The sequence below is a fragment of the Streptomyces sp. AM25 genome (assembly GCF_058146165.1).
Window position 1 is genome coordinate 195,468 of the sequence record NZ_JBKIWN010000009.1, and the last position, 23,711, is coordinate 219,178.

The 23,711-nt window shown below is 73.1% G+C and carries 21 protein-coding genes and 1 pseudogene; 6 read left to right on the forward strand and 16 right to left on the reverse strand.

The genetic code is table 11. The annotated features are described in order from the left end of the window. Positions 1-33: 33 nt before the first annotated feature. Complete coding sequence (locus ACLHRZ_RS13595) at positions 34-1,590, reverse strand: AMP-binding protein (RefSeq protein ID WP_490418641.1); 1,557 nt, start codon at positions 1,588-1,590, stop codon at positions 34-36. A gap of 200 nt (positions 1,591-1,790) precedes the next feature. Then, complete coding sequence (locus ACLHRZ_RS13600; protein WP_490418642.1) at positions 1,791-2,762, reverse strand: LysR family transcriptional regulator; 972 nt, start codon at positions 2,760-2,762, stop codon at positions 1,791-1,793. A gap of 228 nt (positions 2,763-2,990) precedes the next feature. Between ACLHRZ_RS13600 and snpA the strand changes: the two genes are divergently transcribed. Then, positions 2,991-3,665 carry a snapalysin gene (snpA, locus tag ACLHRZ_RS13605; protein ID WP_490418643.1) on the forward strand — a complete coding sequence of 225 codons (675 nt, stop codon included), beginning with the start codon at positions 2,991-2,993 and terminating at the stop codon, positions 3,663-3,665. A gap of 104 nt (positions 3,666-3,769) precedes the next feature. On the opposite strand, the gene ACLHRZ_RS13610 is transcribed toward snpA, so the two are convergent. Further along, positions 3,770-4,408 (reverse strand): DedA family protein, encoded by a 639-nt coding sequence (locus ACLHRZ_RS13610; RefSeq protein ID WP_490418644.1) that lies wholly within the window; start codon positions 4,406-4,408, stop codon positions 3,770-3,772. A gap of 203 nt (positions 4,409-4,611) precedes the next feature. Beyond that, complete coding sequence (locus ACLHRZ_RS13615; protein WP_490418645.1) at positions 4,612-5,118, reverse strand: DoxX family protein; 507 nt, start codon at positions 5,116-5,118, stop codon at positions 4,612-4,614. A gap of 353 nt (positions 5,119-5,471) precedes the next feature. Here ACLHRZ_RS13615 and ACLHRZ_RS13620 point away from each other — a divergent pair, with 353 nt between their 5' ends. Further along, on the forward strand, positions 5,472-6,050 hold the full coding sequence (locus ACLHRZ_RS13620) for a TMEM165/GDT1 family protein (RefSeq protein ID WP_490418646.1): 579 nt from the start codon (positions 5,472-5,474) through the stop codon (positions 6,048-6,050). A gap of 172 nt (positions 6,051-6,222) precedes the next feature. Here ACLHRZ_RS13620 and ACLHRZ_RS13625 read toward each other — a convergent pair whose 3' ends face one another. Then, positions 6,223-6,879: an HAD-IA family hydrolase gene (locus tag ACLHRZ_RS13625; RefSeq protein WP_490418647.1), complete on the reverse strand. Its 657-nt coding sequence runs from the start codon at positions 6,877-6,879 to the stop codon at positions 6,223-6,225. A 254-nt stretch (positions 6,880-7,133) separates the two neighbouring features. Here ACLHRZ_RS13625 and ACLHRZ_RS13630 point away from each other — a divergent pair, with 254 nt between their 5' ends. Beyond that, positions 7,134-9,227, forward strand: a complete 2,094-nt coding sequence (locus ACLHRZ_RS13630) for a DHA2 family efflux MFS transporter permease subunit (protein WP_490418648.1) — start codon at positions 7,134-7,136, stop codon at positions 9,225-9,227. Here the strand turns inward: ACLHRZ_RS13630 and ACLHRZ_RS13635 are convergent. Beyond that, positions 9,209-9,745, reverse strand: coding sequence for a GNAT family N-acetyltransferase (locus ACLHRZ_RS13635; protein WP_490418649.1), 537 nt, complete (start codon positions 9,743-9,745; stop codon positions 9,209-9,211). The two genes, ACLHRZ_RS13630 and ACLHRZ_RS13635, sit on opposite strands and share 19 nt — an antisense overlap. Before the next feature lie 47 nt (positions 9,746-9,792). Between ACLHRZ_RS13635 and ACLHRZ_RS13640 the strand changes: the two genes are divergently transcribed. Further along, positions 9,793-10,752: an aldo/keto reductase gene (locus tag ACLHRZ_RS13640; RefSeq protein ID WP_490418650.1), complete on the forward strand. Its 960-nt coding sequence runs from the start codon at positions 9,793-9,795 to the stop codon at positions 10,750-10,752. A gap of 9 nt (positions 10,753-10,761) precedes the next feature. Here the strand turns inward: ACLHRZ_RS13640 and ACLHRZ_RS13645 are convergent, their stop codons facing one another. After that, on the reverse strand, positions 10,762-11,088 hold the full coding sequence (locus tag ACLHRZ_RS13645; RefSeq protein ID WP_490418651.1) for an antibiotic biosynthesis monooxygenase family protein: 327 nt from the start codon (positions 11,086-11,088) through the stop codon (positions 10,762-10,764). 192 nt (positions 11,089-11,280) lie between these two features. Between ACLHRZ_RS13645 and ACLHRZ_RS13650 the strand changes: the two are divergent. Next, positions 11,281-13,274 (forward strand): annotated as a pseudogene (locus tag ACLHRZ_RS13650) (bifunctional glycosyltransferase 87/phosphatase PAP2 family protein). A gap of 107 nt (positions 13,275-13,381) precedes the next feature. Here the strand turns inward: ACLHRZ_RS13650 and ACLHRZ_RS13655 are convergent. The 4 genes from ACLHRZ_RS13655 to ACLHRZ_RS13670 form a co-directional block, all read right to left on the reverse strand. Further along, positions 13,382-14,059, reverse strand: a complete 678-nt coding sequence (locus ACLHRZ_RS13655) for a hypothetical protein (RefSeq protein ID WP_490418652.1) — start codon at positions 14,057-14,059, stop codon at positions 13,382-13,384. Beyond that, positions 14,056-14,508 carry a DUF6114 domain-containing protein gene (locus tag ACLHRZ_RS13660; RefSeq protein ID WP_490418653.1) on the reverse strand — a complete coding sequence of 151 codons (453 nt, stop codon included), beginning with the start codon at positions 14,506-14,508 and terminating at the stop codon, positions 14,056-14,058. Before ACLHRZ_RS13660 ends, ACLHRZ_RS13655 begins: the two co-directional genes overlap by 4 nt. A 1-nt stretch (position 14,509) precedes the next feature. Then, positions 14,510-15,130 (reverse strand): DUF6230 family protein, encoded by a 621-nt coding sequence (locus ACLHRZ_RS13665; protein WP_490418654.1) that lies wholly within the window; start codon positions 15,128-15,130, stop codon positions 14,510-14,512. A gap of 164 nt (positions 15,131-15,294) precedes the next feature. Beyond that, positions 15,295-16,530 carry a cytochrome P450 gene (locus ACLHRZ_RS13670; protein ID WP_490418655.1) on the reverse strand — a complete coding sequence of 412 codons (1,236 nt, stop codon included), beginning with the start codon at positions 16,528-16,530 and terminating at the stop codon, positions 15,295-15,297. Positions 16,531-16,767: 237 nt separating this feature from the next. On the opposite strand from ACLHRZ_RS13670, the gene ACLHRZ_RS13675 reads away from it, so the two are divergent. Further along, positions 16,768-17,937: a steroid 3-ketoacyl-CoA thiolase gene (locus tag ACLHRZ_RS13675; RefSeq protein WP_490418656.1), complete on the forward strand. Its 1,170-nt coding sequence runs from the start codon at positions 16,768-16,770 to the stop codon at positions 17,935-17,937. A 6-nt stretch (positions 17,938-17,943) separates the two neighbouring features. Here ACLHRZ_RS13675 and ACLHRZ_RS13680 read toward each other — a convergent pair whose 3' ends face one another. The 5 genes from ACLHRZ_RS13680 to ACLHRZ_RS13700 form a co-directional block, all read right to left on the reverse strand. Next, positions 17,944-18,729, reverse strand: a complete 786-nt coding sequence (locus ACLHRZ_RS13680; protein ID WP_490418910.1) for an ECF transporter S component — start codon at positions 18,727-18,729, stop codon at positions 17,944-17,946. A gap of 218 nt (positions 18,730-18,947) precedes the next feature. Beyond that, positions 18,948-20,612 carry an ABC transporter ATP-binding protein gene (locus ACLHRZ_RS13685; protein WP_490418657.1) on the reverse strand — a complete coding sequence of 555 codons (1,665 nt, stop codon included), beginning with the start codon at positions 20,610-20,612 and terminating at the stop codon, positions 18,948-18,950. Continuing rightward, positions 20,609-21,709: a CbiQ family ECF transporter T component gene (locus ACLHRZ_RS13690; RefSeq protein WP_490418658.1), complete on the reverse strand. Its 1,101-nt coding sequence runs from the start codon at positions 21,707-21,709 to the stop codon at positions 20,609-20,611. The genes ACLHRZ_RS13685 and ACLHRZ_RS13690 overlap by 4 nt, the downstream gene beginning before the upstream one ends. 16 nt (positions 21,710-21,725) lie before the next feature. Beyond that, complete coding sequence (locus tag ACLHRZ_RS13695; protein ID WP_490418659.1) at positions 21,726-22,361, reverse strand: SCO2322 family protein; 636 nt, start codon at positions 22,359-22,361, stop codon at positions 21,726-21,728. Beyond that, positions 22,361-23,611 (reverse strand): SCO2321 family membrane protein, encoded by a 1,251-nt coding sequence (locus tag ACLHRZ_RS13700; protein ID WP_490418660.1) that lies wholly within the window; start codon positions 23,609-23,611, stop codon positions 22,361-22,363. Before ACLHRZ_RS13700 ends, ACLHRZ_RS13695 begins: the two co-directional genes overlap by 1 nt. Positions 23,612-23,711 lie beyond the last annotated feature (100 nt).

The window sequence follows — 23,711 nt, forward strand, 5'->3', positions numbered from 1 at the left end:
TCCCGGCCGGCGGGCAACCGCGTGCCGCAGCCCTCAGGCGGAAGCCGCCGCCTCCGCCTCCTGCCGCAGCCGCTTCTTGTCCGGCTTGCCCGCGTCCGTCAGCGGCAGCGCCTCCGTGAAGACGATGCTCGCGGGCTCGTACATCGTGCCCCGCTCCTCGCGGACGAACGCGCGCAGCTGCTCCGCGTCGACACCGCTGCCCGGCACCGGGATGACGACCGCGTGGACCTGCTCCATCCGGTCGGCGTCGCGGACGCCGAAGACCGCGCTCTGGAGCACCTCCGGGTGGGAGTTGAGGACGTCCTCCAGTTCGCTGGTGTACACGTGGCCGCCGACCACGACGATCATGTCCTTGAGGCGGTCGACGACGGTGACGTAGCCCTCCTCGTCGATGAACCCGATGTCGCCGGTGTGCAGCCAGCCGTTCCGCAGCACCTCGGCGGTCAGCTCCGGCTGCTTCCAGTAGCCCTGCATCAGCCGCTCCGAGCGGATGCATATCTCGCCGTGCTCGCCGACGGGCAGGTCGCGGCCGTCCTCGGCGCGGATCGCGATCTCGACGCCCTCCAGCGGCTTGCCCGCGGAGCGCAGGCGCTGCAGGTGGCGCGGGTGGTCGAGGTCGTGGTCCTCGGAGGTGAGGATGCTGATGCCGCCGGCCTCGTTCTGCCCGTAGAACTGCAGCAGGACGGGGCCGAAGCGGCGCACCGCGTCGGCGATGCGGGCGGGGGAGGACTGGCAGCCGCCGTAGGCGATGCAGCGGAGGCTGGAGGTGTCGGTGTGGGCCGCGTCCGGGTGGTCCATCAGCTGGTACAGCAGCGGCGGCAGCAGGAAGAGGTCCGTGATGCGCTCGCGCTCGATGGCGGCGAGGACGGGCGCGGGGTCGAAGTCCTCCAGCAGCACGACGACGCCGCCCTCGCGCAGGGTGGCGTCGGCCATGTGCCCGGCGGCGTGGGCGAGGGTGGTGCAGACGAGCAGGCGGACGTCGGCGTCGTGCTCGATCGCCCGGAACGGGTTCTGCCCGAAGACGCTGCAGATGCCCTTGGGGTGGCCGGTCGTGCCGCCGGTGTGCCGGATGGTGCACAGGTCGTCGGGGCGCGCCTGGTTGGGGAACGGCTCGGCGGACTCGCCGGCGGCCAGCTCCAGCAGGTCGGTGCCCACGTCCGAAGGGCCGAGGGCGAGCACGGACTTGACCGGGGCCAGGGCCGTGACCTCGGCGGCGCGCGCGGCCAGGCGCGGGTCGACGATCAGGGCGTGCGTCTCGACGTCGCGGACGATGGTGGCCTGGACGTCGGCGGACAGTTTGTTGTAGAGGTGGTTGACCTTGCAGCCGAGCAGATTGGCCGCGTAGCGTGCGGCGATGATCTCGGGCAGGTTGCCGCTCAGCAGGGTGACCGTGTGCCCACGGCGCAGTCCCTGGCCCTGGAGGGCTCGGGTCATGCGGTAGACGAGGTCGCGGACGTCGCCCGCGGCTACGCGCCGGTCCCCGTGGATCAGGGCCTCGCGGCCCGGGTCGGAGCCGAGGGCGTCCAGGTTCTCCTCGACGTAGGTGCGGAAGGCCGGCGCGGTGTCCCCGCCGGAGCTCGTGCTGGGCATTGCGGATCCTCCAGTGAGGTTGCTCTAGGCAACCAGACTGTCGTGATTGTTTCGGGTTGAGCAACCTTGGTGCGTAACTTGTCGCGAAAGCCCCGGAAACTCGTCGGAAATACGACGGTCCTGACGGCCCTCCGACGGCTCCCCGCCAGCTGACCCGCTATCGGCTCCGCTGTCGGACCCCGCTGCCGGCCCGGCCCGCGCTATCGGCCCGTCGGCAGCGGGAGCAGGCCGCCTCCCTGCTCCCGCAGCCATGAGCGGTATGTCTCATTCCGTTCCGCTGCCGCCGCATACGCCTCCATCAGGTCGCCGAACAGCGCGTCCAGTTCGCGCAGCGGCAGCGCACCCGGCCGCGACGCCAGATACAGCTGTGCCGTCAACGGGTCGCCGAGCAGCGGACGGACGACCGTCCCGGCCTCCGGCGCCGCCGTCGGCTGGCAGCAGCGCACCGCCTCGCCGGAGGCGACCAGCTCCGCCGCCGTCGTGGCGTCGCGGACGTGCAGGATGCGGGGGTCCAGGCCCGCGGCCGTGAACGCGCGGCGCAGCGCCGTCGCCTCGTCGTCGGCCGCGGGATCGGTGATCCAGTCGTCGTCGGCGAGTGCGCCCAGCGGCACCACCGGGCGCTCGGCCGCGGGGTGTCCGGCGGAGAGGGCGACGAAGCGCGGTTCGCAGGCGATGAGCACGCGGCGTTCGACCCCGGCCGGGACGTGCAGGGGGAAGCCCGTCGTCTCGTGGACGAGCGCGACGTCGAGCTGGTTCGTCCCCAGCAACTGCAGCAGGACGCCGGAGGAGACGTCGATGTGGATCGTGGTGTCCGTCTCCGGCAGCCGCCGGTGGATGCGGTGCAGCCAGCCCGTCACCGCGCGGCTGCCGATGCTGCCGATGCGCAGCCGCACGCCGCCGATGCCGAGGGCCGCGTCCCTGGCGGCGGTCACCAGGGCGCTCATCTCGGCGACGATCGGGCGGGCGCGGGCGAGGACGGAGTGACCCAGGGGGGTGGGGCGGCTGCCGGTCCGTTCGCGGGTGAACAGCAGCCCGCCGACGGAGCCTTCGATGCGGCGGAGCTGCGTGGTGAGCGAGGGCTGGGTCATGCCCAGCTGCAGGGCGGCCTTGCGGACGCTGCCGGTGTCGGCGATGGCGCAAAGTGCACGGAGGTGCCTGACCTCAAGCTCCACGCAGGGAGCATAACTTCGCCTCGTGCGTCACACCAGACACATGACAGAGGTGGTGCGACTACGGAGCGCGAAGAGTAGGTGATTGGGCCGCCCTATGCCCAATTGGCATCATCCGCACCAGCGTTAACACGTCACAGACTCAAGGGGAACAAGCGTTCACCCGTTGAACTCCGGCCGCCGGCCCACCCCGTGCGGCCCGGGGTTCTCGGCACGAATGGAGTCCCCCACATGAACCGCTCCACCGCAGTGCTGTCCGCCGCCCTCGGGCTGGGGCTGGCGGCCGCCATGACCGCCGTGCCCGCCTCGGCGGCGACCACGGACCGGTCGGCGCAGCCGGCGAAGTCCACCGGGTCCTCGCGGGCCGCGTACGTCGGCTCGGCCCGCGAACAGGCCGACAACAAGGCCTTCTTCGAGGCCGTGATGAAGTCCGCGAAGGCGAAGCAGGCCGCGTCGCCCGGCCTGCGCACCGTGACGGTGACCTACGACCCCAGCCAGGCGCCGAGCTTCCGGAACGAGATAGCCAACGCCGCGCAGATCTGGAACAGTTCCGTCCGCAATGTCCAGCTGAGAGCGGGCGGCAACGCGGACTTCAGCTACTACGAGGGCAACGACTCCCGCGGCTCCTACGCCAGCACCGACGGCCACGGCCGCGGGTACGTCTTCCTGGACTACCAGCAGAACCAGCAGTACGACTCGACCCGCGTCACCACGCACGAGACCGGTCACGTCCTCGGTCTGCCGGACCACTACTCGGGCCCGTGCAGCGAGCTGATGTCCGGCGGCGGCCCCGGCCCGTCCTGTACGAACCCGTACCCGAACGCCGCCGAGCGCAGCCGCGTGAACCAGCTCTGGGCGAACGGGCTGAAGTCCCTCGACCGGGACGTGTTCACCAAGGTCCGGTGACCTGACCGTCCTTGAGCAAGTCCTTGCGCGCGTACGCGTGCATACGGCAGTGGGCCGGCTCCGATCGACGGAGTCGGCCCACTGTCCGTTGTCGCCTCGCCGCGTCACTGCGGCTGGGCTTCCGGTTCCTCGGGGCGTTTCATCAGGTACACCGCCCCCGCCCCCGCCGCGAACAGCGCCAGGACGGAGACCGCCGTGCCGAGCCAGGACGCGCCGAGCCACATGCCGCCGAAGTAGCCCAGGCTCACGCTGTATGCGGCCCAGGTCACACCCGCCAGCGCGGACCACGGCAGGAACTCGGTCACCCTGCGGTGCATCACGCCCGCGCCGAGGCTGACCACCGAGCGGCCGGCGGGCGCGAAGCGGGCCAGGACGACGAGCGGTCCGCCGCCGCGCAACAGGGCCGTGCCCAGCTTGGCCTGGGCGGCCGTGAGCCGGCGGGAGCGGGCGATGGCGCGGTCGAAGCGGTCGCCGCCGCGCCAGGCGAGGCGGTAGGCGACCATGTCGCCGAGGACGGACGCGGTGGCCGCACAGGCGACGAGCGCGAACATGTTGGGGAAGTCGGCGTGCCCGTGAGCCGCGTCACCCACCGCATCGGCGGCGGAGCCCGCGGCGGTCGTGGCAGCGGTGATCACCAGGACCCCGCTCGGCAGCACCGGCAGGAAGACGTCCAGGAGGACGGACAGCCCGACGATCACGTATATCCATGGGGTGTCGGCCAAGGCCCCCAACTGCTCCAGCACGTCCTGATCTCCTGGTACGGTCCCCCGCCGCGACGTCGCAGGGGAGCGGCAGGGGCGGCCTTCACAACCGTACAGCGTACGCCTGAAGCGGCCGGGAGATGAGCGCGGGACGCGTGATGTTCTTCGCATCCCGCGCCGGAAGGTGCACATCGGTCGTGCGCATCACATCAGTTGAGCGCACCGCGCCCCGGCCGGGGCGGTCGTCAGGCGGAGTTGCGGGCGGAGCGGCCGAAGAGGCGGTCCAGGGAGAGTGCGCCGGGGCCGGTGAAGACCAGCAGCAGGAAGGCCCAGCAGAACATCGCGGACGCCTCGCCGCCGTTCTGGATCGGCCACAGGGCGACCTTCTGGTGGACGTCGAAGTACGCGTAGGCCATGGAGCCGGAGGCGATCAGCGCCGCGGTGCGGGTGCCGGTGCCGAGCAGGACGAGGGCGCCGGCGACGAGCTGGATGACGGCCGCGTACCAGCCGGGCCAGGTGCCGGCCGCGATCGTGCCGCCCTGGGTGCCGGCCGCGCCGCCCAGGATGCCGAAGAGCGAGGCGGCGCCGTGGACGGCGAAGAGCAGGCCGACGACGATGCGGAACAGCGACAGGACGTACGGGCGGGCCGCGTCCAGGCGTCCGGCGAGCGAGTCGGGCGCGGGGGCGGCGGGAGCGGTGGCCGCCGGGGTCGTGGAGGTTGCGGGGGTCGTGGGGGTCGGCGTGGGGGGCATGTGCGGGGCTCCTCGTGTGACGGGGACGGGAAACTAAGGAGTACTTCAGGTTAGGGCTCCCTAATAGTGCTTGCAAGTTCAAGTTCTTAATTTTTTGTTTCCTCCGCCGGACGGCGCATCGCGTACCCTGAGGGGAGCAGAAGGGGAGTAGCTCTTCGCCGGACCGTCGACATACTGCCGAGCCTCGTGCCCGGCCGGCGCCCGGAGGCCGGATCGCTTGCGCTTGCAGGCCCGGCCAGCGAGACCTTCGGCAACGCAGTGTCCATTCAGTGGTGCTGCCGTGCCGAAGCGACCCCTGAACTCGTCGGTGCGGTACGGCAGCGTCACCCCTCCGACTCGAGGAAACCGCTCCTGTGTTCAGCTTCACCGTCGCCGCGCTGGTCTTCGGCGTGATCTTCCTGGCCGAACTTCCCGACAAGACCGCCCTGGCGTCCCTGATGCTCGGTACGCGCTACCGCGCCTCGTACGTCTTCGTGGGCGTCGCGGCCGCCTTCGCCGTGCACGTGGCCCTGGCCATCGCGGCGGGCAGCCTGCTGACGCTGCTGCCGCAGCGGCTGCTCCAGGCCGTGGTCGGGGTGGCCTTCCTGGCGGGCGCCGCCGTGCTCCTGTTCAAGAAGGACGACGGCGAAGAGGAGATCAAGAAGCCTGCGGACCAGTCCTTCTGGAAGGTGTCCGGGGCAGGCTTCATGCTGATCCTGGTCGCGGAGTTCGGCGACCTCACGCAGATCATGACCGCCAACCTGGCCGCGCGCTACGACGACCCGGTGTCGGTGGGCGTGGGCGCGACCCTGGGCCTGTGGGCGGTCGCCGGCGCGGGCATCGTGGGCGGCAGGACGCTGATGCGGTACGTGCCGCTGGCGCTGATCACGAAGGTGGCGGCACTGGTGATGCTGGCGCTGGCGGGCTTCAGCCTGTACGAGGCGGTGGCGTAGGCGGTCCCCGCCGGGAGTGTGGTGCGCGATCGCGCACCGAAGGGGCGCGGGGAACTGCGCGACCAGCCACACACGACCTGCAGACGAAAAAATCCGCCCACCCGCTCGGACGGCCCCGGACCCCGTAGGGGATCCGCTGTGCGCGGGCCGCCGAGCGGGCGGACGGAAGCTGTCAGCCCTGCACCGTCAGCACGATGTGCCCGTCCGCGTCCGCGGACACCCGCACCTGCGTGAGGTCGTCGACGGCCACGTCCGGCGCGTGTGCGCCGGCCCGCGGCCCGATGCCGACAACCCGCATCCCGGCAGCCCGAGCGGCAGCGATCCCGGCCTCCGAGTCCTCGAACGCCACGCACTCCTCGGGCGCGAAGCCCAGCTCCGCGGCCCCCTTCAGGAACCCCTCCGGATCCGGCTTGCTGGCGCTCACGGACTCCGCCGTGACGCGCACGCCCGGCATCGGCAGGCCCGCCGCCCCCATGCGCGCCCGCGCCAGGCCGCTGTCCGCGGACGTGACCAGGGCGTGCGGGAGGTCCGCGAGGGAGGCCATGAAGACGGGCGCGCCCGGCACCGGCACGACGCCGTCGAGGTCGGCCGTCTCGGCCTCCAGCATGCGGCGGTTGTCGGCGTGGTTGAGCTCCATGGGGCGGTCCGGCAGCAGGACGGCCATGGTCGCGTAGCCCTGGCGGCCGTGGACGACCTTCATGACCTCGTCGGCGTCCAGGCCGTGTTCCCCGGCCCAGTGGCGCCAGCAGCGCTCGACGACGGCGTCGGAGTTGACGATGGTCCCGTCCATGTCCAGCAGCAGTGCGCGGGCGGTGAGCGTGATGGTCATCCGAGGACTCCAGAGCGCCGGGAGAAAAGACAAGCGGCCCCGTCCGCCGGTCAGGGAGTGCGGGCGGGGCCACTTTGTTTCTCAAAGATACAAAAACCACCGCCAAGAACGCCAATGCCCCTGGTCGCAGCCGCTGCGCGGACCCTTTCCGGAGCCGCCCGAACGGGTGTCCCGGCAGGCCGTACGGGCACTTCCGGCTCAGGATGGAGCTTGACGGAACCCCGGACCCGGCCGCACCACGGAGGGGAGTTCCCATGGCGCAGGACAAACCCGCACTCCCACCCGAATCCACACCCGGCCCCGCCGCGGCCACCGCCCCCGGGGCCGTGCCCGGCGCGGGGCAGCCGCAGCGCAGCGTGCGGGTCGCCATCGGCGCCCTGCTGCTGGGGATGCTGCTGGCGGCGCTCGACCAGACCATCGTCTCCACCGCCCTGCCCACGATCGTCAGCGACCTCGGCGGGCTGGAGCACCTGTCGTGGGTGGTCACGGCCTACCTGCTCGCCTCCACCGCCGCCACCCCGCTGTGGGGCAAGCTCGGCGACCAGTACGGGCGCAAGAAGCTCTTCCAGACCGCCATCGTCATCTTCCTCGTCGGCTCCGCCCTGTGCGGGGCCGCGCAGAACATGCTGGAGCTGATCGGCTTCCGCGCCCTGCAGGGCCTGGGCGGCGGCGGGCTGATCGTGCTGTCGATGGCGATCGTCGGCGACATCGTGCCGCCCCGCGACCGCGGCCGCTACCAGGGCCTGTTCGGTGCGGTCTTCGGCGGCACGAGCGTGCTCGGGCCGCTGCTCGGCGGGCTGTTCGTGGACCACCTCAGCTGGCGCTGGGTGTTCTACGTCAACCTGCCCGTCGGGGCCGTCGCGCTCGCCGTCATCGCCGCCGTGCTGCACATCCCCGTCCACCGCACCCCGCACCGCATCGACTACCTCGGCACCTTCCTCATCGCGGCCGTCGCCGTCTGCCTGGTGCTGATGACCTCGCTCGGCGGCACCACCTGGGCCTGGTCGTCCTGGCAGATCGTGTGCCTGGGCGTGCTCGGCGTGGCCCTGCTCGTCCCCTTCGTGCTCGTCGAGCGGCGCGCGGCCGAACCCGTCCTGCCGCTGGGCCTGTTCCGCAACCGCACCTTCACGCTCTGCTCGGTCATCGGCTTCATCGTCGGTTTCGCGATGTTCGGCTCGATGACCTACCTGCCGACCTTCCTGCAGGTCGTCCACGGCGTCTCGCCGACCCTGTCCGGCGTGCACATGCTGCCGATGGTGGCCGGCATGCTGATCGCCTCCACCGGCTCCGGCCAGATCGTCAGCCGCACCGGCCGCTACCGCGTCTTCCCCATCGCCGGCACCGGCGTGATGACGATCGGCCTGCTCCTGCTGCACCAGCTCGAACCCGCCACCGGCACGGGCGAGATGAGCGTGTACTTCTTCGTCTTCGGCTTCGGGCTCGGCCTCGTCATGCAGGTGCTCGTGCTCGTCGTGCAGAACTCCGTCGGCTACGAGAACCTGGGTGTCGCCACCTCCGGCGCCACCTTCTTCCGCTCCATCGGCGCCTCGTTCGGCGTCTCGGTCTTCGGCACGATCTTCTCCAACAAGCTCGGCCCCAGGATCGCCGCGGCCCTCGCCGGAGCCACCCTGCCGCCCGGGATCACCGCCGGCGCCCTGCAGGCCGACCCGCGGGCCGTGGGCCGGCTGCCGGCCGCCGAGCGCGCGAGCGTCCTCGGGGCCTACTCCCAGTCGATCACCGACGTCTTCGTCTACGCCGTGCCCGCCGCCCTCCTCGCCTTCGTCCTCGCCTGGTTCCTCCGGGAGGAGCCGCTGCGCAGCGCCGTCACCGCGCCCGACGCCGGCGAGGTCGTCTCCAGCAACCCCGTCCAGCGCTCCTCGCGGGACGAGGCCGCCCGCATGCTCTCCCTGCTCGGCAGCCGCGAGGGCCGCAAGCGGATCTACGAGGACATCACCGAGCGCGCCGGGCTCGATCTGCTGCCCGCCGCGAGCTGGATGCTGCTGCGCATCAACCGCTTCGGCTCCGCCGAGCCGTCGCTGCTCGCCGAGCGCGCGGGCATTCCGCTGCACGTCGTCACCGATGCGGGGCAGCAGTTGGAGATACGCGAGCTGGTGCGGCGCGAGGGAGTGCTGTTCGTCCTCACCGAGGAGGGGAAGCGGCAGGCCCAACTGCTCTTCGACGCGCGCGAGCAGTCGCTCGCCGACATCCTCGGCGACTGGTGGACGGCGGACCGGCCCACCGACCTCAACGTGCTCGTCCGCGAACTCAGCGCCGAGCTGTGCGGCTCCGACGCGGAACAGCCGCGCGACGGCGGCGAGGTCAGACGGGATCACGACGCGCGGTCATGAACTCCGTCCAGCCGCTTGGCCATCCAGACCTCCGCGTATGCGCCGCCGTTGTGGGCGGGCGTCTCGCGGAAGCCCTGGCGCGCGTACAGCGCCCGCGCCTCCACCAGGTCCAGCCGGGTGTCCAGCACCAGCCGCTCGGCGCCCCAGGAGCGGGCCGTCTCCTCGGCCGCGCCCAGCAGGACGGGCCCGCCGCCCCGCCCGCGCTGCGCGGGCCGGACGAACATCCGCTGCACCTCGGCCGTCCGCGCGTCCAGCCGCCGCACGCCCACGCACCCGGCCGGCCCGCCGTCGTACCGGCCGACGAGGAACACGCCCTGCGGCGGGGCGAGATCGTCGCTGGGGTCCTCGGCCAGGTGCCGCTCGATCTCCTCCGGGGTGCACCGCCGGCCGTGGTGCAGCAGGTACCAGCGGTCGGCTACGTCGACGAGGTACTCGCGCAGCAGCGCGGCCGATCCGGCGGAGCCGACGGGCTCCGGGGCGACGGTCCAGGAGGCCGCCGACGTCACGGTCGTGATCATGACGAGGATCGTCGCACGCGACACCGGCGTCCGGGAGGGGGACGGGTATGAGAACCAGGACCTTCCCGCCCACCGGACGGCCGCTCGGCGCCGTCGGCCTGGGCTGCTCCGGGCTGAGCCCCTGGATGTACGCCCGCCCCGATCTCGACGACGCCGAGGCCGCCGCACTCCTGCACACCGCCGTCGACCGCGGCGTCACCTGCCTCGACACCGCCGGCGTGTACGGCGAGGGCCACAACGAGACGCTGATCGGCCGCGCCCTGTCCGCCCGCCGCCACGAGGTGTTCCTGGCCACCAAGGCCGGCTTCGTCGTGGACGACCTGGCCGCCATGGCCCTGCACCGCGACGGCAGACCGGCACGGCTGCGCGCCGCCGTGGAGGCGAGCCTGCGCCGGCTGCGCACCGACGCCGTCGACCTCTGCTACCTCCACCGCATCGACCCGGACGTCCCGCTGGAGGACAGCTGGGGCGCCCTGGCCGCACTGGTCGGGCAGGGCAAGATCGGCCACCTCGGCCTGTCGGACGTCCGGGTCCGCGACGCCGAACGGGCCCACCGCATCCACCCGGTCGCGGCGGTGCAGTCCGAACTCTCCCTGTGGGCGCGGCAGTCGCAGCCCGTCGTCCGCTGGTGCGCCCGCAACGGCGCGGTGTTCGCCCCGTACGCACCCCTGGGGCGCGGCTTCCTCACCGGCACGATCACCCCGCGCACGGACTTCGCCCCCGGCGACGTCCGCGCCCGCCACCCCCGCTTCACGCGCCGCGCCCGCGCGGCCAACGAGCGCATCCTCACCGTCCTGCGCACGGTCGCGGCCCGGCACGCCGCGACCCCCGCCCAGATCGCGCTCGCCTGGACCCTCGCCCAGGGCGCGCACGTCATCCCCGTCCCCAGCACCACCCGGCTGGGCCACCTCCACGACAACGTCGCCGCAGCGGCCCTCGACCTCACCCCGCAGGACCTCGCCGACCTCGACGGGGCACCTGCGGCGGTGGAGGGGGGACGGGGATGAAAGAGGGCGTCAGCTCTGCTTCGGACCCGTCTGCTGCACGACCTCGAACGACCACAGCGTGGAGCCCGCAGCAGCCGGCCGCTGCTTGGGGGCGCCCTCGCCGCCGTCCTGGTGGGCCGACCGCATCGGGCCCTCCATCCATGCCTTGAAGTCCTCCTCGCTGCGCCAGCGGGTGTAGACGAGGTACTGGTCCGTGCCCTCCACCGGGCGCAGCAGCTCGAACCACTCGAAACCGTCGGAGCTCTCCACGACCCCGGCACGCGACGCGAAGCGCTTCTCCAGCACCTCGCGCTGCTCGGCCGGGACGGTCAGGGCGTTGATCTTCACGATGCTCATGGGGCCATCCTGCCGCAGCGGCCCCGCGTGGTCGCCGCGGGGCCTGTGCTGCGGGGATGACCCGCCTCCGTACGCGTGGACTCAGTAAGGTCTCAAGGAGCTCGACGAGGTGACCGATCTGGGCAACCGGAGGAGCGGCGAAGCGTGGCGGAAGCAGAGCGGAGCGGGCTGGGGGCCGGGTCCCGCACCGGGATGGTGCTGGGGGTCCTCTGGGGGCTCGCCGGGCTGCTCGCCGTGCGGCAGGCCGCCGCCGTGCTGAGGCTTCCGCCCGAGCGGCGGTTCACCGATCTGGCCACCTGGATCGGCGACAACGGTGTGCTGCACGTGCGCGGCTCGCTCTACGACACCGACCGGTTCACCGGTACCCCGTTCGCCGGACTCGTCCTCAAACCGCTGAGCCGGGCCGCCGAGCAGAGCCTCGGCATCGCCTGGACCTTCGGCACGCTGCTCCTCGTCGTCGCCCTCGCGCTCGTCGCCGCGCGCTCCGTGCCGCAGCCCGTCTCCCGGCGCACGGCGCTGCTCGCCGCGCCGGTGGCCGTCATCCTGGCCGTGCTCTCGCTGCCCGTGCGCAACACCTTCACGCTCGGGCAGACCAGCATCATCCCCGTCCTGCTCGTCGTCCTCGCCTGCTGCCTGCCACGCCTCGCACGGGAAGACGGGCCCGGCGCCGGCCTCCTCGTCGGGCTCGCCGCCGCGCTGCAGCCCGCCGTGCTGCTCTTCGCGCCGCTGCTCCGGCTCACCGGGCGGCGGCGCGCCGCCGCCACCCCCCCCCCCCCCCCCCCGCCGCCACGAGCGGTGTCACCTTCGCCGTCTGCACGGTCCTCGCCTGGGCGGCGCTGCCCGGCGACTCGTGGGCCTACTGGGTGCACCACGTCGCCGGCGCCGGGCTCGGCAGCCACCCCGACGGGCTCGCCAACCAGTCCCTGCACGGACTGCTGCTCCGCATCGGCCTGCGCGGCCCCGTCGAACTCGCGCTCTACGCGCTGCTGTCCGCGGCCGTGGCGGTCGTCGGCCTGCGCCGCGCCGCCCGCTACGCCCGCGACGGGCAGCTGCTGCTGGCCACCGCCCTCACCGGCTGCGTCGCCGTCGCCGTCTCGCCCACCGCCTGGCAGCACCAGCAGCTGTGGATCCTGCTCGCCGTCGTCGGCCGGGTCGGCCGGCGACGTGCCGGCCGGCTGGTGTGGCCCGTGCTCGTCGTGCTCGTCATGACGTTCCCCAGCGCCGTCCTCGTGCCGCCGAACCCCGTGTTCGGCCCGCTCGGCGACAACGCCCCGCTGCTGGCGGCCCTGCTGGCCGCCTGTGCGGTGCCGTTCCTGTCGCGCGGCGCGGAGCTGTGGGGGCGGCCGGAGCCGGCCCCGGTCGCCGAGCCGCAGCGCGGGCGCTGGTCCTGGGTGCCGCTGCTCGGCTTCTGGAAGCGCCCGCTCAACCGTCCCAACCTGCTGCTGGAGCTGATGCTGATACGGGTCGGCTACTGGGCCTACTCCTACGTCCGCGCCCAGGCCCCCGACTCGCGCAGCCTGGCGGAGTCGCACGGCCGGCAGATGCTCGGCATCGAGAGATTCCTGCGCATGGACGTCGAGCACGCCTTCAACCACTTCGTGGCGGGCACGGACCGGCTCGCGGACGCCATGGACTACTACTACGGCACCTTCCACTTCATCGTGCCGGTGTCCCTGCTGGTGTTCCTCTACGTGCGCCGTCCCGCGCTGTACCGCTGGGGCCGCACCGCGCTGGCCGTTGCGACGCTGATGGCGCTCGTCGGCTTCTGGCTCTACCCGCTGGCCCCGCCGCGGCTGATGCCGGGCCTCGGCTTCATCGACACCGCCAACGGGCCGCAGGACCTGTCCAACCCCGACTTCGGGGCGCTGACGGAGCTGTCCAACCAGTACGCGGCGATGCCCTCGCTGCACATCGGCTGGTCGCTGTGGTGCGGGATCGTGATCGCCGTGATCGCGCCGAAGCGGTGGATGAAGGCGCTGGGCATGCTCTACCCGCTGCTCACCTTCTCGGTGATCATCGGGACGGCCAACCACTATGTGCTGGACGCGCTGGGCGGGGTGCTGGTGGTCGCCTGCGGCTTCGGGATCCAGTACGTGCTGACCGGTCCCGGGAGGGGGGTCACTGCTGTGATTCCCGGGGCGCGGGGGGAGAGTGATTCGGTCACGCCTGAGCCGGTGCGGGCGTGAGCGGCGCGTTCTTCAGGTGCGGGTCGGCTGTGGTTGCTCGCGCCCGCGCGGCGGAGCCGCAGAATGTTGCAGCCCCGCGCCCCTGACGGGGCGCGGGGGCCGGTTCGTCAGGGGCCCACCGTGATCTGCTGCGTCGTGTCCGTCGTGTCCGTGACGTCGTACGTCGCGTTGAAGGTCGACGTCGTGGCCGCGGTCGGGCAGCCGAAGCCGCCGGTGACGGTGACGGGCACGGAGGCGCCGCTGACGACGAGTTGCGAGGGCGCGCCGTTGGTGAACCCCGCGTTGATGGCCGCGGGCCCGCTGGGCGCGGAGGTCACCGTGCAGTTGGCCAGGCCGGTGGTCGTCACGACGAATCCGCCCTGGGGAATGGTCAGCGTGGCGCTGATCGGCGACCCGTTCTGCATCGCGATGCCCCAGACGCCGGACGTGGTGACGGCGACGGTCACGCCGGGGAGGCTGGCGCTGCAGTCGGAGTACGTGGGGGCGTTCACCGAACTGGCCACCGGACCGGCGGCGTTGACGTTGCCGGGGGCCGCGGGTATCTGGTTGTTCGCGGTGCTGCCGTCGGGCTGGCTGGTGGAGGTGTTGCACGTGACGGTCACCGAGCCGGCCTGGAAGGTGGCCTGCCCGTTGAGCGTGGCGGCGAAGAAGTGCCCGGCGGGGGAGACGGTGGTGGACCCGGCGTCGGCGGGTCTTGCGCTGGCCGAGCCGGCCAGGCCGAGTGCGGCGAGAAGGGCGAGGCCGGCACCGGAGGCGACGAGCGGGCGCGCATTGCGGAGGGTCATCGGATCTCCTTGGGTGGGGACTGCGGAAGCGTTTCCGCGCCGGGCGCGGGATCGTTCTCCGGCGGTGGTGCCGGCGCCGGTGTCCAGGCGAAGGTCATGGCTCCCCCGACGATGCCGAGGACCGTGCCGATCAGGAAACCGCCGAGGTTGGACATCACCAGCGAGGCCGTGGCGATCAGGACGGTGAGCACCCCGGCCAGTGAGCGGTACTGCGGGGCGAACCAGGCCGTCAGGCCCATGACGACCATCACCAGGCCCATGAGGACCGAGGGGATGCCCGCGATGCCCTGCTCCAGCATGATCTTCAGCGGGGCCAGCGGGAGGACGCAGATCTCGGCGCCCGCGACGACGGTGGCCAGGCCGCCCCAGAACGGGCGGCCCTTGCGCCACCGTCGCCAGGTGGTCCAGGGGTGGCGCCGGGCGGGGGCTGCTGACGCGGACTGGGCCACGTCAGAAGCACTCCTTCCTGCCCAGGCCGATCTTCATGTCGAGGCCGGACAGCTTGAACGTTCCTGCATTGGTCGCCCAGGCGGTCTGCTTGACGTCGGAGATATCGATCCGCTTGGCCTGCTGGCCGAAGGCGTCCTGCAGGCCCTGGGCGTTGGCCGGGCCCTTGTTGAGGGTCGAGGCGTCCCGGCCGATCTCGATGTCCTTGAACGACGCGTCGCCGGACATCTGGGTGGCGTCGATGAACAGGTTCTCGGCCTCGACCGGCTTGGCGCCCGTGCCCGCCGTGAGCTGCAGCGAGATGTCGCCGAGCATCGGCAGGGTGGTCACCACCGACTGGCAGAGAGAATGGATCTTGGCGCTCTTGATGGCGGTGACCGCCACCGGCAGCAGCTTGCCGCGGGCGTTGCGGTCCACGCCGCCGTACTGGGCGAAGCCGTCGCCCTCCATGCTCTGGGCGCGGATCTTGAACTCCTGCCCGGAGACCGCGAACGAGGCCGCCAGGGCACCGTCGGCGAGGGCGACGGCCAGTGCGGCCGTGACGGCGAATCCGGGCACGGCCAGGACGGCGAACCTGCGCCACCTGACCTTGCCGGTCACCGGTCTTCCTTGATCGTCCTTCATGGTGGATCCCCCTCGGACGGTGTGGGGTTGGCGGTCATGGGGTGCGCGGTCGCACGCGCAAAGGTGCCGCCCCGGAAGGTGTACCCGAGGGTAAGTCCGCCCTTATCGGCCTGACAAGGGGTCAGGTATGGTCCAGATCAAGGGAGTTGATCACCGCATGGTCGTCATGGCCCGTACACCACCCGCAGTTCCTTGATCCCGTTCAGCCATGCCGAGCGCAGCCGCCGCGGCTCCCCCGCCGCGCGGATGCCCGGCACCGCGTCGGCTATCGCGCGGAAGACCAGGTCGATCTCCAGCACCGCCAGCGACTTGCCGAGGCAGAAGTGCGGGCCCCCGCCGCCGAAGCCCAGGTGGAAGTTGGGGTCGCGGGTGATGTCGAAGACCTCGGGACGGTCGAAGACCTCGGGGTCGTGGTTGGCGGAGGCGTAGAAGAGGCCGACCCGCTGTCCCTCCCGGACGGTCACGTCCCCCAGCCGCACGTCGTGCGTCGCCGTGCGCTGGAAGGAGACGACCGGGGTGGCCCAGCGCACGATCTCCTCGGCCGTGGTCGCGGGGCGTTCGCGCCGGTAGAGCTCCCACTGGCCGGGGTGGGTGAGGAAGGCGTGCATCCCGTGGCTGATGGCGTTGCGGGTGGTCTCGTTGCCGGCGACGGCCAGCATCAGGACGAAGAAGCCGAACTCGTCGGAGCCGAGGCTGCCCTCGTCCTCCGCGGCCACCAGCCGGCTGACGATGTCCCGGGCGGGGCGGGCGGCGCGCGCGCCGGCCAGGTCCATCGCGTAGGAGATCAGCTCCATGGCGGCGAGGGTGCCGGTCTCCTCGGTGACGGCGAGTTCGGGGTCGTCGTAGCCGATCATCCGGTTCGACCAGTCGAAGATCTTCGCCCGGTCGTGCTGGGGGACGCCGATGAGCTCGGCGATGGCCTGCAGGGGCAGTTCGCAGGCGATGTCGGTGACGAAGTTCCCGCTGCCGCGCTCGCGGGCCGCCGCCACGATGGCGCGGGCCCGCTCCCGCAGGGCCGCCTCCAGGGCGCGGATCGCCCGCGGGGTGAAGCCGCGCTGCACGATCTGCCGGACGCGGGTGTGCTCGGGCGGGTCCATGTTGAGCATCATCAGCTTCTGTCCGTCGATCGCCTGCGGCGTGATGCTGGGGTGGAAGCGGATGACGGAGGTGTTGCGGGCGGAGGAGAAGTCCTCGGGCCGGGTGGAGACCTCCCGGACGTCCGCGTGCCGGGTCACCACCCAGTAGCCGTCGTCCCCGAAGCCCGCGAGGCCGTGCGGCTGGGTGTTCCACCACACCGGAGCGGTCCGCCGCAGCCGGGCGAACTCCGGGAGCGGGACGCGCTGCTGGTAGAGGTCGGGGTCGGTGAAGTCGAATCCGTCGGGCAGCGCTGGGCAGTCCATCCTGGGTCACCTCATGATCTGACGAGACGTCAGAAATAGCGTGCCGAGACCGTACTGACGGGCCCCGGGGGCGGCAAGGGAGGTGACGCCGTCTGTTGCACCTGGGAGGGATGCGCGACCCTTGCGTACCGGGGGTAGCAGTCATAAGACTGCGAGCGGGACGAAAAGACGAGAACACGTACTACTTCTGCTGCCGTGGGCACCGGGAAGCCCGCGGACACGAGGAGAGGGCGAGTCATGGCCGCGGAACCCGTCATCGTCGAAGCCGTACGCACCCCCATCGGCAAGCGCGGAGGGGCGCTCGCCAACCTCCACCCCGCCTACCTGCTGGGGGAGACCTACCGTGAGGTCCTCGCACGCACCGGCATCCAGCCCGACTGCGTCGAGCAGATCGTCGGCGGCACCGTCACCCACGCCGGCGAACAGTCCATGAACCCCGCCCGCACCGCCTGGCTCGCCATGGGGCTGCCCTACGAGACCGCGGCCACCACCGTCGACTGCCAGTGCGGCTCCTCCCAGCAGGCGAGCCACCTCGTCGCCAACATGATCGCGAGCGGGGTCGTCGACATCGGCCTCTCCTGCGGCGTCGAGGCCATGTCCCGCGTGCCGCTGGGCAGCGGCTCCCGGCACGGGCCCGGAAAGCCCTTCCCCGACGAGTGGAACGTGGACCTGCCCAACCAGTTCGAGGCCGCCGAGCGCATCGCCCGCAAGCGCGGCCTGACCCGCGAGCGCGTCGACGCCCTCGGCCTGCTCTCCCAGCAACGGGCCGCCCGCGCCTGGGCGGAGGAACGTTTCAAGCGGGAGACCTACGCGGTCCAGGTGCCCACCACGGAGGAGGAGCAGCACGCCGGGCAGGGCATGTGGCGCCTCGTCGACCGGGACGAAGGGCTGCGCGACACCAGCGTGGAGGCGCTCGCCGGGCTCAAGCCCGTCATGCCCACCGCCGTCCACACCGCGGGCAACACCTCGCAGATATCCGACGGCGCCTGCGCCCTGTTATGGGCGTCCAAACGCATGGCCCGCGCCCTGCGGCTGCGCCCCCGGGCCCGGATCGTCGCGCAGGCGCTGGTCGGCGCCGACCCGCACTTCCACCTCGACGGGCCGGTCGACGCGACGCGGGCCGTGCTGGGCAAGGCGGGGATGTCGCTGCGCGACATCGACCTCGTGGAGATCAACGAGGCGTTCGCGTCGGTGGTGCTCTCCTGGACGCACGTCTTCGAGCAGGACCTGGAGAAGGTCAACGTCAACGGGGGCGCCATCGCCCTCGGCCACCCGGTCGGCGCGACCGGCGCCCGGCTGATCACCACGGCGCTGCACGAACTGGAACGTACGGACAAGGAGTTCGCCCTCATCGCGATGTGCGCGGGCGGCGCGCTCGCGACGGGGACGATCATTCAGCGGCTGTGACGGTTCTCATTCGGTGAAGGCGGCCGGCGCCTCGAACGCGGCCCGCCGGGTCGCCCGGCGCAGGGCCCTGAGGACGACCGGGCCGAGCGCGAGCGTCGCCGTCACCGTGACGAGCGCGCGCGGCAGGTCCCAGCCGAGGGACGTGGCCAGGCAGTACGCCACGAAGCGCGCCAGGTTGTCGGGGAGCGGGTCGCCGGGGACGAAGGACACCCCGGAGGCCAGGGAGCCGATGTAGGGCCAGCCCTGGAGGTTCATGACCGTGCCGTAGAGGACGGACGCGACCGCCCCGTACGCGGCCAGCATCGCCGACTCCCGCCGCCCGCGCAGCCGGTCGGGCCCGGGCAGCAGGCCCGCGCCCATGGACACCCACCCCATGGCCAGCATCTGGAACGGCATCCACGGGCCGACCCCGCCGGTCAGCAGGGCCGACGCGAACATGGAGAGGGAGCCGAGGACGAACCCGAAGCCGGGGCCGAGGACGCGGCCGGAGAGCACCATCAGGAAGAACATCGGCTCGATGCCGGCCGTGCCGGCCCCGAGCGGGCGCAGCGCGGCGCCGGCCGCGGCGAGGACGCCGAGCATGGCGATGGCCTTGGCGTCCAGGCCGGAGTCGGCGATCGTCGCCACCACGACGGCGAGGAGGAGGGGGAGGAGGGCGGCGAACAGCCAGGGCGCGTCGCTGGAATGCGCCAGGCCCGAGGTGGGGGCGGCCACCAGTGGCCAGGCGAAGGCGGCTACGCCGATGGCGGACACCAGGATCAGTGCGGCCACCGATCGTGCCCCGAGCCGGATCGCTCGCGCTTGGCGGTCGGCCGGTTCGGCACCTCCCCCGGCTACCGCCGGGGGGACCCCCGGCTGCGGCGCGGGGGCTGAGCGCCGTTGCGGCGGGAGTGAAGGGGGAGCCGCTCCCCTTCTTCCCCCCGCAATGGCGAGCAACCACGACGGCGCAGTCCGGCGGTGCCGAACCGGCCGAAGCCGACGGCCGGAGCCCCGGTTCGGGGTGCCCGGACTCATGCGGTCACCCCCATCGCATCGCGGACCTGACGCACCGTCAGCCACGGCTGCGGTGCCAGGATCTTCGACACCTGGGGGGCGAAGGACGGGGACGAGACCACGACCTCCGCGGTCGGGCCGTCCGCCACGATCTCGCCCTCGGCGAGGATCAGGACGCGGTGCGCCAGTTCCGCCGCCAACTCCACGTCGTGCGTGGCCAGCACGATGGCGTGGCCCTCGGCGGCGCGGGCCCGCAGGATCTCCACCAGGCGGGCCTTGGCCGCGTAGTCGAGGCCGCGCGTGGGCTCGTCCAGCAGGAGGAGCGGGGGACGGGCCGCGAGCACCACCGCCAGGGCGAGCGCGAGGCGCTGGCCCTCGGAGAGGTCGCGGGGGTGGGTGGCGTCGGATATGTCCGGCAGCAGCTCGGAGACCAGCTCCCGGCAGGTGCCGGGGGCCGCGGCCGCGTCCTGGTCGGCGGCGGCGCACTCCGCGGCCACCGTGTCCGCGTAGAGCAGGTCGCGCGGGTCCTGCGGGACGAGGCCGACGCGCTTCAGGAGCCGGCGCGGGCTCGTGCGGTGCGGTACGGCGTCGCCGACGCGCACCGTGCCGCGGGCGGGTTCGTGCATGCCGACGAGGGTGCGCAGGAGCGTGGACTTGCCGGCGCCGTTGCGGCCCATGAGGGCGACGGTCTCGCCGGCCCGGACGGTCAGGCCGATGTCGCGCAGCGCGTCGACGCGGCCGTGGCGGACGGCGAGTCCGGACGCCTCGGCGGCGGGCGGCGGCGCGGTGGTGCGGGGCGCCTTGCGGAACAGGCCCGTCCGGCGCGGCTGCGGGGGTACGGACACGGGCCCGGGTTCCGGCACCGCGTCGGCCAGGCGCTCGCGCAGCGGGGCCGCGCGGCGGCGGGCGTCGCGGACGGAGAGGGGCAGCGGGGACCACCCGGCGAGCCGGCCCAGGGCGACCACCGGCGGCTGCACGGGCGAGACCGCCATGACCTCGGCCGGGGTGCCGCAGACGGGGGCCGCGCCGGGGGCGGGCAGCAGGATCAGCCGGTCCGCGTACTGGACGACGCGCTCCAGGCGGTGTTCGGCCATCAGCACGGTGGTGCCGAGGTCGTGCACCAGGCGCTGCAGCACGGCCAGCACCTCTTCGGCGGCCGCCGGGTCCAGGGCGGAGGTGGGCTCGTCCAGGACCAGCACCTGCGGGTGCGTGGTCAGCACCGAGCCGATGGCGACGCGCTGTTGCTGCCCGCCGGAGAGGGTGGCGATGGGCCGGTCGCGCAGGACGGCGAGCCCGAGCAGGTCCAGGGTCTCCTCGACGCGGCGGCGCATGGTGTGCGGGGGGAGGCCGAGGGACTCCATGCCGTAGGCGAGTTCGTCCTCGACGGTGTCGGTGACGAAGTGCGCGAGCGGGTCCTGGCCCACGGTGCCGACGACGTCGGCGAGTTCACGGGGGCGGTGCGTGCGGGTGTCGCGTCCCGCGACGGTGACCCGGCCGCGGAGGGTGCCGCCGGTGAAGTGCGGGACGAGGCCGCTGACGGTGCCGAGGAGCGTGGACTTGCCGGTGCCGGAGGGGCCGACCAGCAGGCACAACTCACCCTCGGGGACGGTGAGACCGACGTCGCGGAGGGCGGGCTCGGCGGCGCCGTCGTAGGTGACGGTCACGTTCTCGAACCGGATCACTGCGGTGCCTCCTTCGAAGCGTCAGGACGTCGCCGGGAATCGGGACGGGCGGGCGGGGTGACGAACGCAGGCAGCAACCCGATCAGCACCGCCCCCGCCGCCCCCAGCGGCAGCACCGGTGCCGTCAGCGGGACGACGCCCGGGTGCAGCGGGCCCTCCGGCGCCAGGGCCATCAGCGCCGCGACCGCCACCCCCGACCCCGACACCAGCCACGCCCGCAGTCCCCACACGTCCGGCCGGTACCGGGTCCGTACCGAGCGGCGGCCGCCCAGCACCAGACCGCCGAGCGCAGCGGCCAGGCCGAGCAGGAGGACGGGGACGCCGTACCCGGCGCCCTCGTCCGCCAGCAGTCCGTACGTGCCGGCGCACACTCCGGTCAGGCCGCCGAGCGTCAGGACATTCGTCAAGTGCCGTACGGAGCGCGGCACTCGGGCCGTGCGTCCGTAGCCGCGCGCGTCCATCGCCGCCGCCATGGCCACCGACCGTTCCAGCGCGCCCTCCAACACCGGCACCCCCACCTGCAACAGCGCCTTCGGGCCCCGGTCCGGGCGGCCCCGCAGGCGCCGGGCGGCGCGGAGCCGGGCCACGTCCGAGACCAGGTTCGGCGCGAACGTCATCGCGACCACGACCGCCACCCCGGCCTCGTACAGCGCGCCGGGCAGGGACTTCAGCAGCCGGGCCGGGTTGGCGAGGGCGTTCGCCGCCCCGACGCAGACCAGCAGGGCGGCCAGCTTCAGCCCGTCGTACAGGGAGAACACCAGGCCCTCCGCGGTCACCCGCCCCCCGATGCGCACCCCGCGCGCCCAGTCCGGCAGCGGGACCTCGGGGAGCGTGAGCACCGTGTGCGTACCGGGGATCGGCGAGCCCAGGACCACCGCGAAGACCAGGCGGATGCCGATGACGGCCAGCCCGAGCTTGAGGAACGCCCCGTACGAGCGCGCCCAGGGCGCGTCCGTCCGCCGGGCCGCCACCACATAGCCCGCGACGCCGACGAGCAGGCCGAGGAGCAGGGGGTTGGTCGTCCGCGATGCCGCGGCCGCCAGCCCCAGGGCCCAGATCCACCATGCGCCGGCGTGCAGTGCGCCGCTGTTCCTCATCCGCGCCGTCTGTTCCTCACCCGCGCCGGCGGCGGGCCTGCCAGGCGGCGGCTGCGCCGAGGACGGCCACGGCCGCGATGCCCGCGACCAGTCCGGCGGAGGGTCCGCCGTCGTCCTTCTTCTTCTCCGGCGCTGCGGACGTCCTGCTTCCGCCGCTCACCTGCTCGCCGCAGCCCGACTCCGGGTACCCGGCGATCGCGCACAGCAGCGCCGAGGAGTTGTAGCGCAGCGGCTTCGCCACCGCGGCCAGCGCCTCGCCGGCACTGGCATCCGAACCGACCTGGGCGCACGCGCTGCGCGCGGCCGGCGGGGTGGCGCCCGCGGGGGCGTCCGCGGCCGTGCCGAAGTCGAGGACGACGGCCACCCGCTTGCTGCCGTCCTTCGCCGCCGTGGATCCGCACACCGCCGCGAAGTCGGCCGCGCCCCGCGGCTTCGCCGCCTGTGCGGAGTCCTCGCTGACGGCGAAGCGGAAGCCGATCGTCTCCCCGTCGCCGGGGCGTGCGGTGGCCGGGCCCTGCGTGGCGTACGTCCAGTCCTTGCCGCCGTCCGCCGCCTGCCAGAACGACCAGTAGCGGTAGCCGGCCGCCTGCGCGGGCGCCGCGCCGAGCACGGCGAGCATCCCGGCGGCCAGCAGCGCACACACCTTGCGCATTACTGCTTCTTCTTCATGCGGCCGCTGAGGAGGATGCCGACACCGACGCTGGCGATGAAGGCGGCGCCGAGGATCCACCAGCGGTTCGAGTCGCTGCCGCCGTCCTTCTTCTCCTCCTTCGCCGCCGGCTGCTCCGCCTTCGGGCCCGTGGCGCCCAGCTGCTGCACCAGGTCCGTGCCGCCGAAGGAGCGCGGGTCGGCGCCCGCGGTGTGTGCGGCGAGGATCAGCTTGGCGAGCCGGCCCGGGTCGCCCGCGGCCCACTCGGCGGTCTTGCTGTCCTTGGACTGCAGCCACGTCAGCGGCTTGCCGGCCGCCTCGCGGTGCCCGCCCGCGGCGAGGGCGATGACGGCGTCGGCGGTGGCGCCGAAGTCGGGGCCCTCCGGGGCGCCCGGCATCGAGGACTTCAGCTGCCCGCCGTTCGCGTCCAGCTTCTTGGCCAGGTACCCGGCGACGGCGTCGGCCGCCGCGGCCGCGTCCTTGGGCTTCGCGCTGTCGTCGCCCGCGCAGTCCAGCGGCTTGGCGGGCTTGTCGCCCTTCTCCGGCGCACCGGCCCCGAAGCCCTTGCCGAGGGCGGCCAGGGCGGCGGCGGTCGAGGCGAGGTCGTTGGCCTGCAGCTCGCCCTTCTGCGGCATGTAGGCGAACGCGCCGCGCTCGTCCTCCTTCTTGTCGCAGCCGAGCTGGAACGACAGCAGCGCGTCGTACGGGCTCCTGCCGCCCTTGGCCGCGGCCTTCGCCGGGTCCTGGCCGGCGGCGGCGAAGGCGCCGACCGCGATGGAGGTGGAGTTGGCATCGCTGGCGGCGCCGGGGGTCATGCCCCAGCCGCCGTCCTCGTTCTGGTGCTCCTTGAGCCAGCCGAGGCCCTTCTGCACGGCCGCGTCCCGGCCGCCCACGGCGGTCAGGCCCTGCACGGCGGCGGAGGTCGCGTCCGTGAACTCGCCGGCCTTGGGGTCGCAGGCCTTGCCGGTGTCGGCCCGGAAGCCGGCGAAGCCGCCGTCGGAGCACTGCTGGCCCGCCAGCCAGTCCACGGCCGCGGGGGCCGGGGAGACGCCCGTCGCGTGCTGGGCGACGAAGGCGAGCGACTGCCGGAAGACACCGTCGAACTTGGGGTCCTTGGCGCCGTACAGCCCCGGGGCCGCCGGGGACGGGGAGCCGTCGGCGAAGGCCGCGGGCGCTGCGGCGGCGCCCAGCACGGCGGCGGTGGCCAGGGCCGTGGCGCCGCGGCGCGCGTGGACGGCGAAGGAGGGGGCCATGGGGGTCGGTGCCTCTCGGTGTCTGTACGTGTCTGTACCCGTCTGTTCGGGAGGACGTACGCAGCCGCGCGGCGGCCGCCGCGGCGGAGCGCGGGGCACC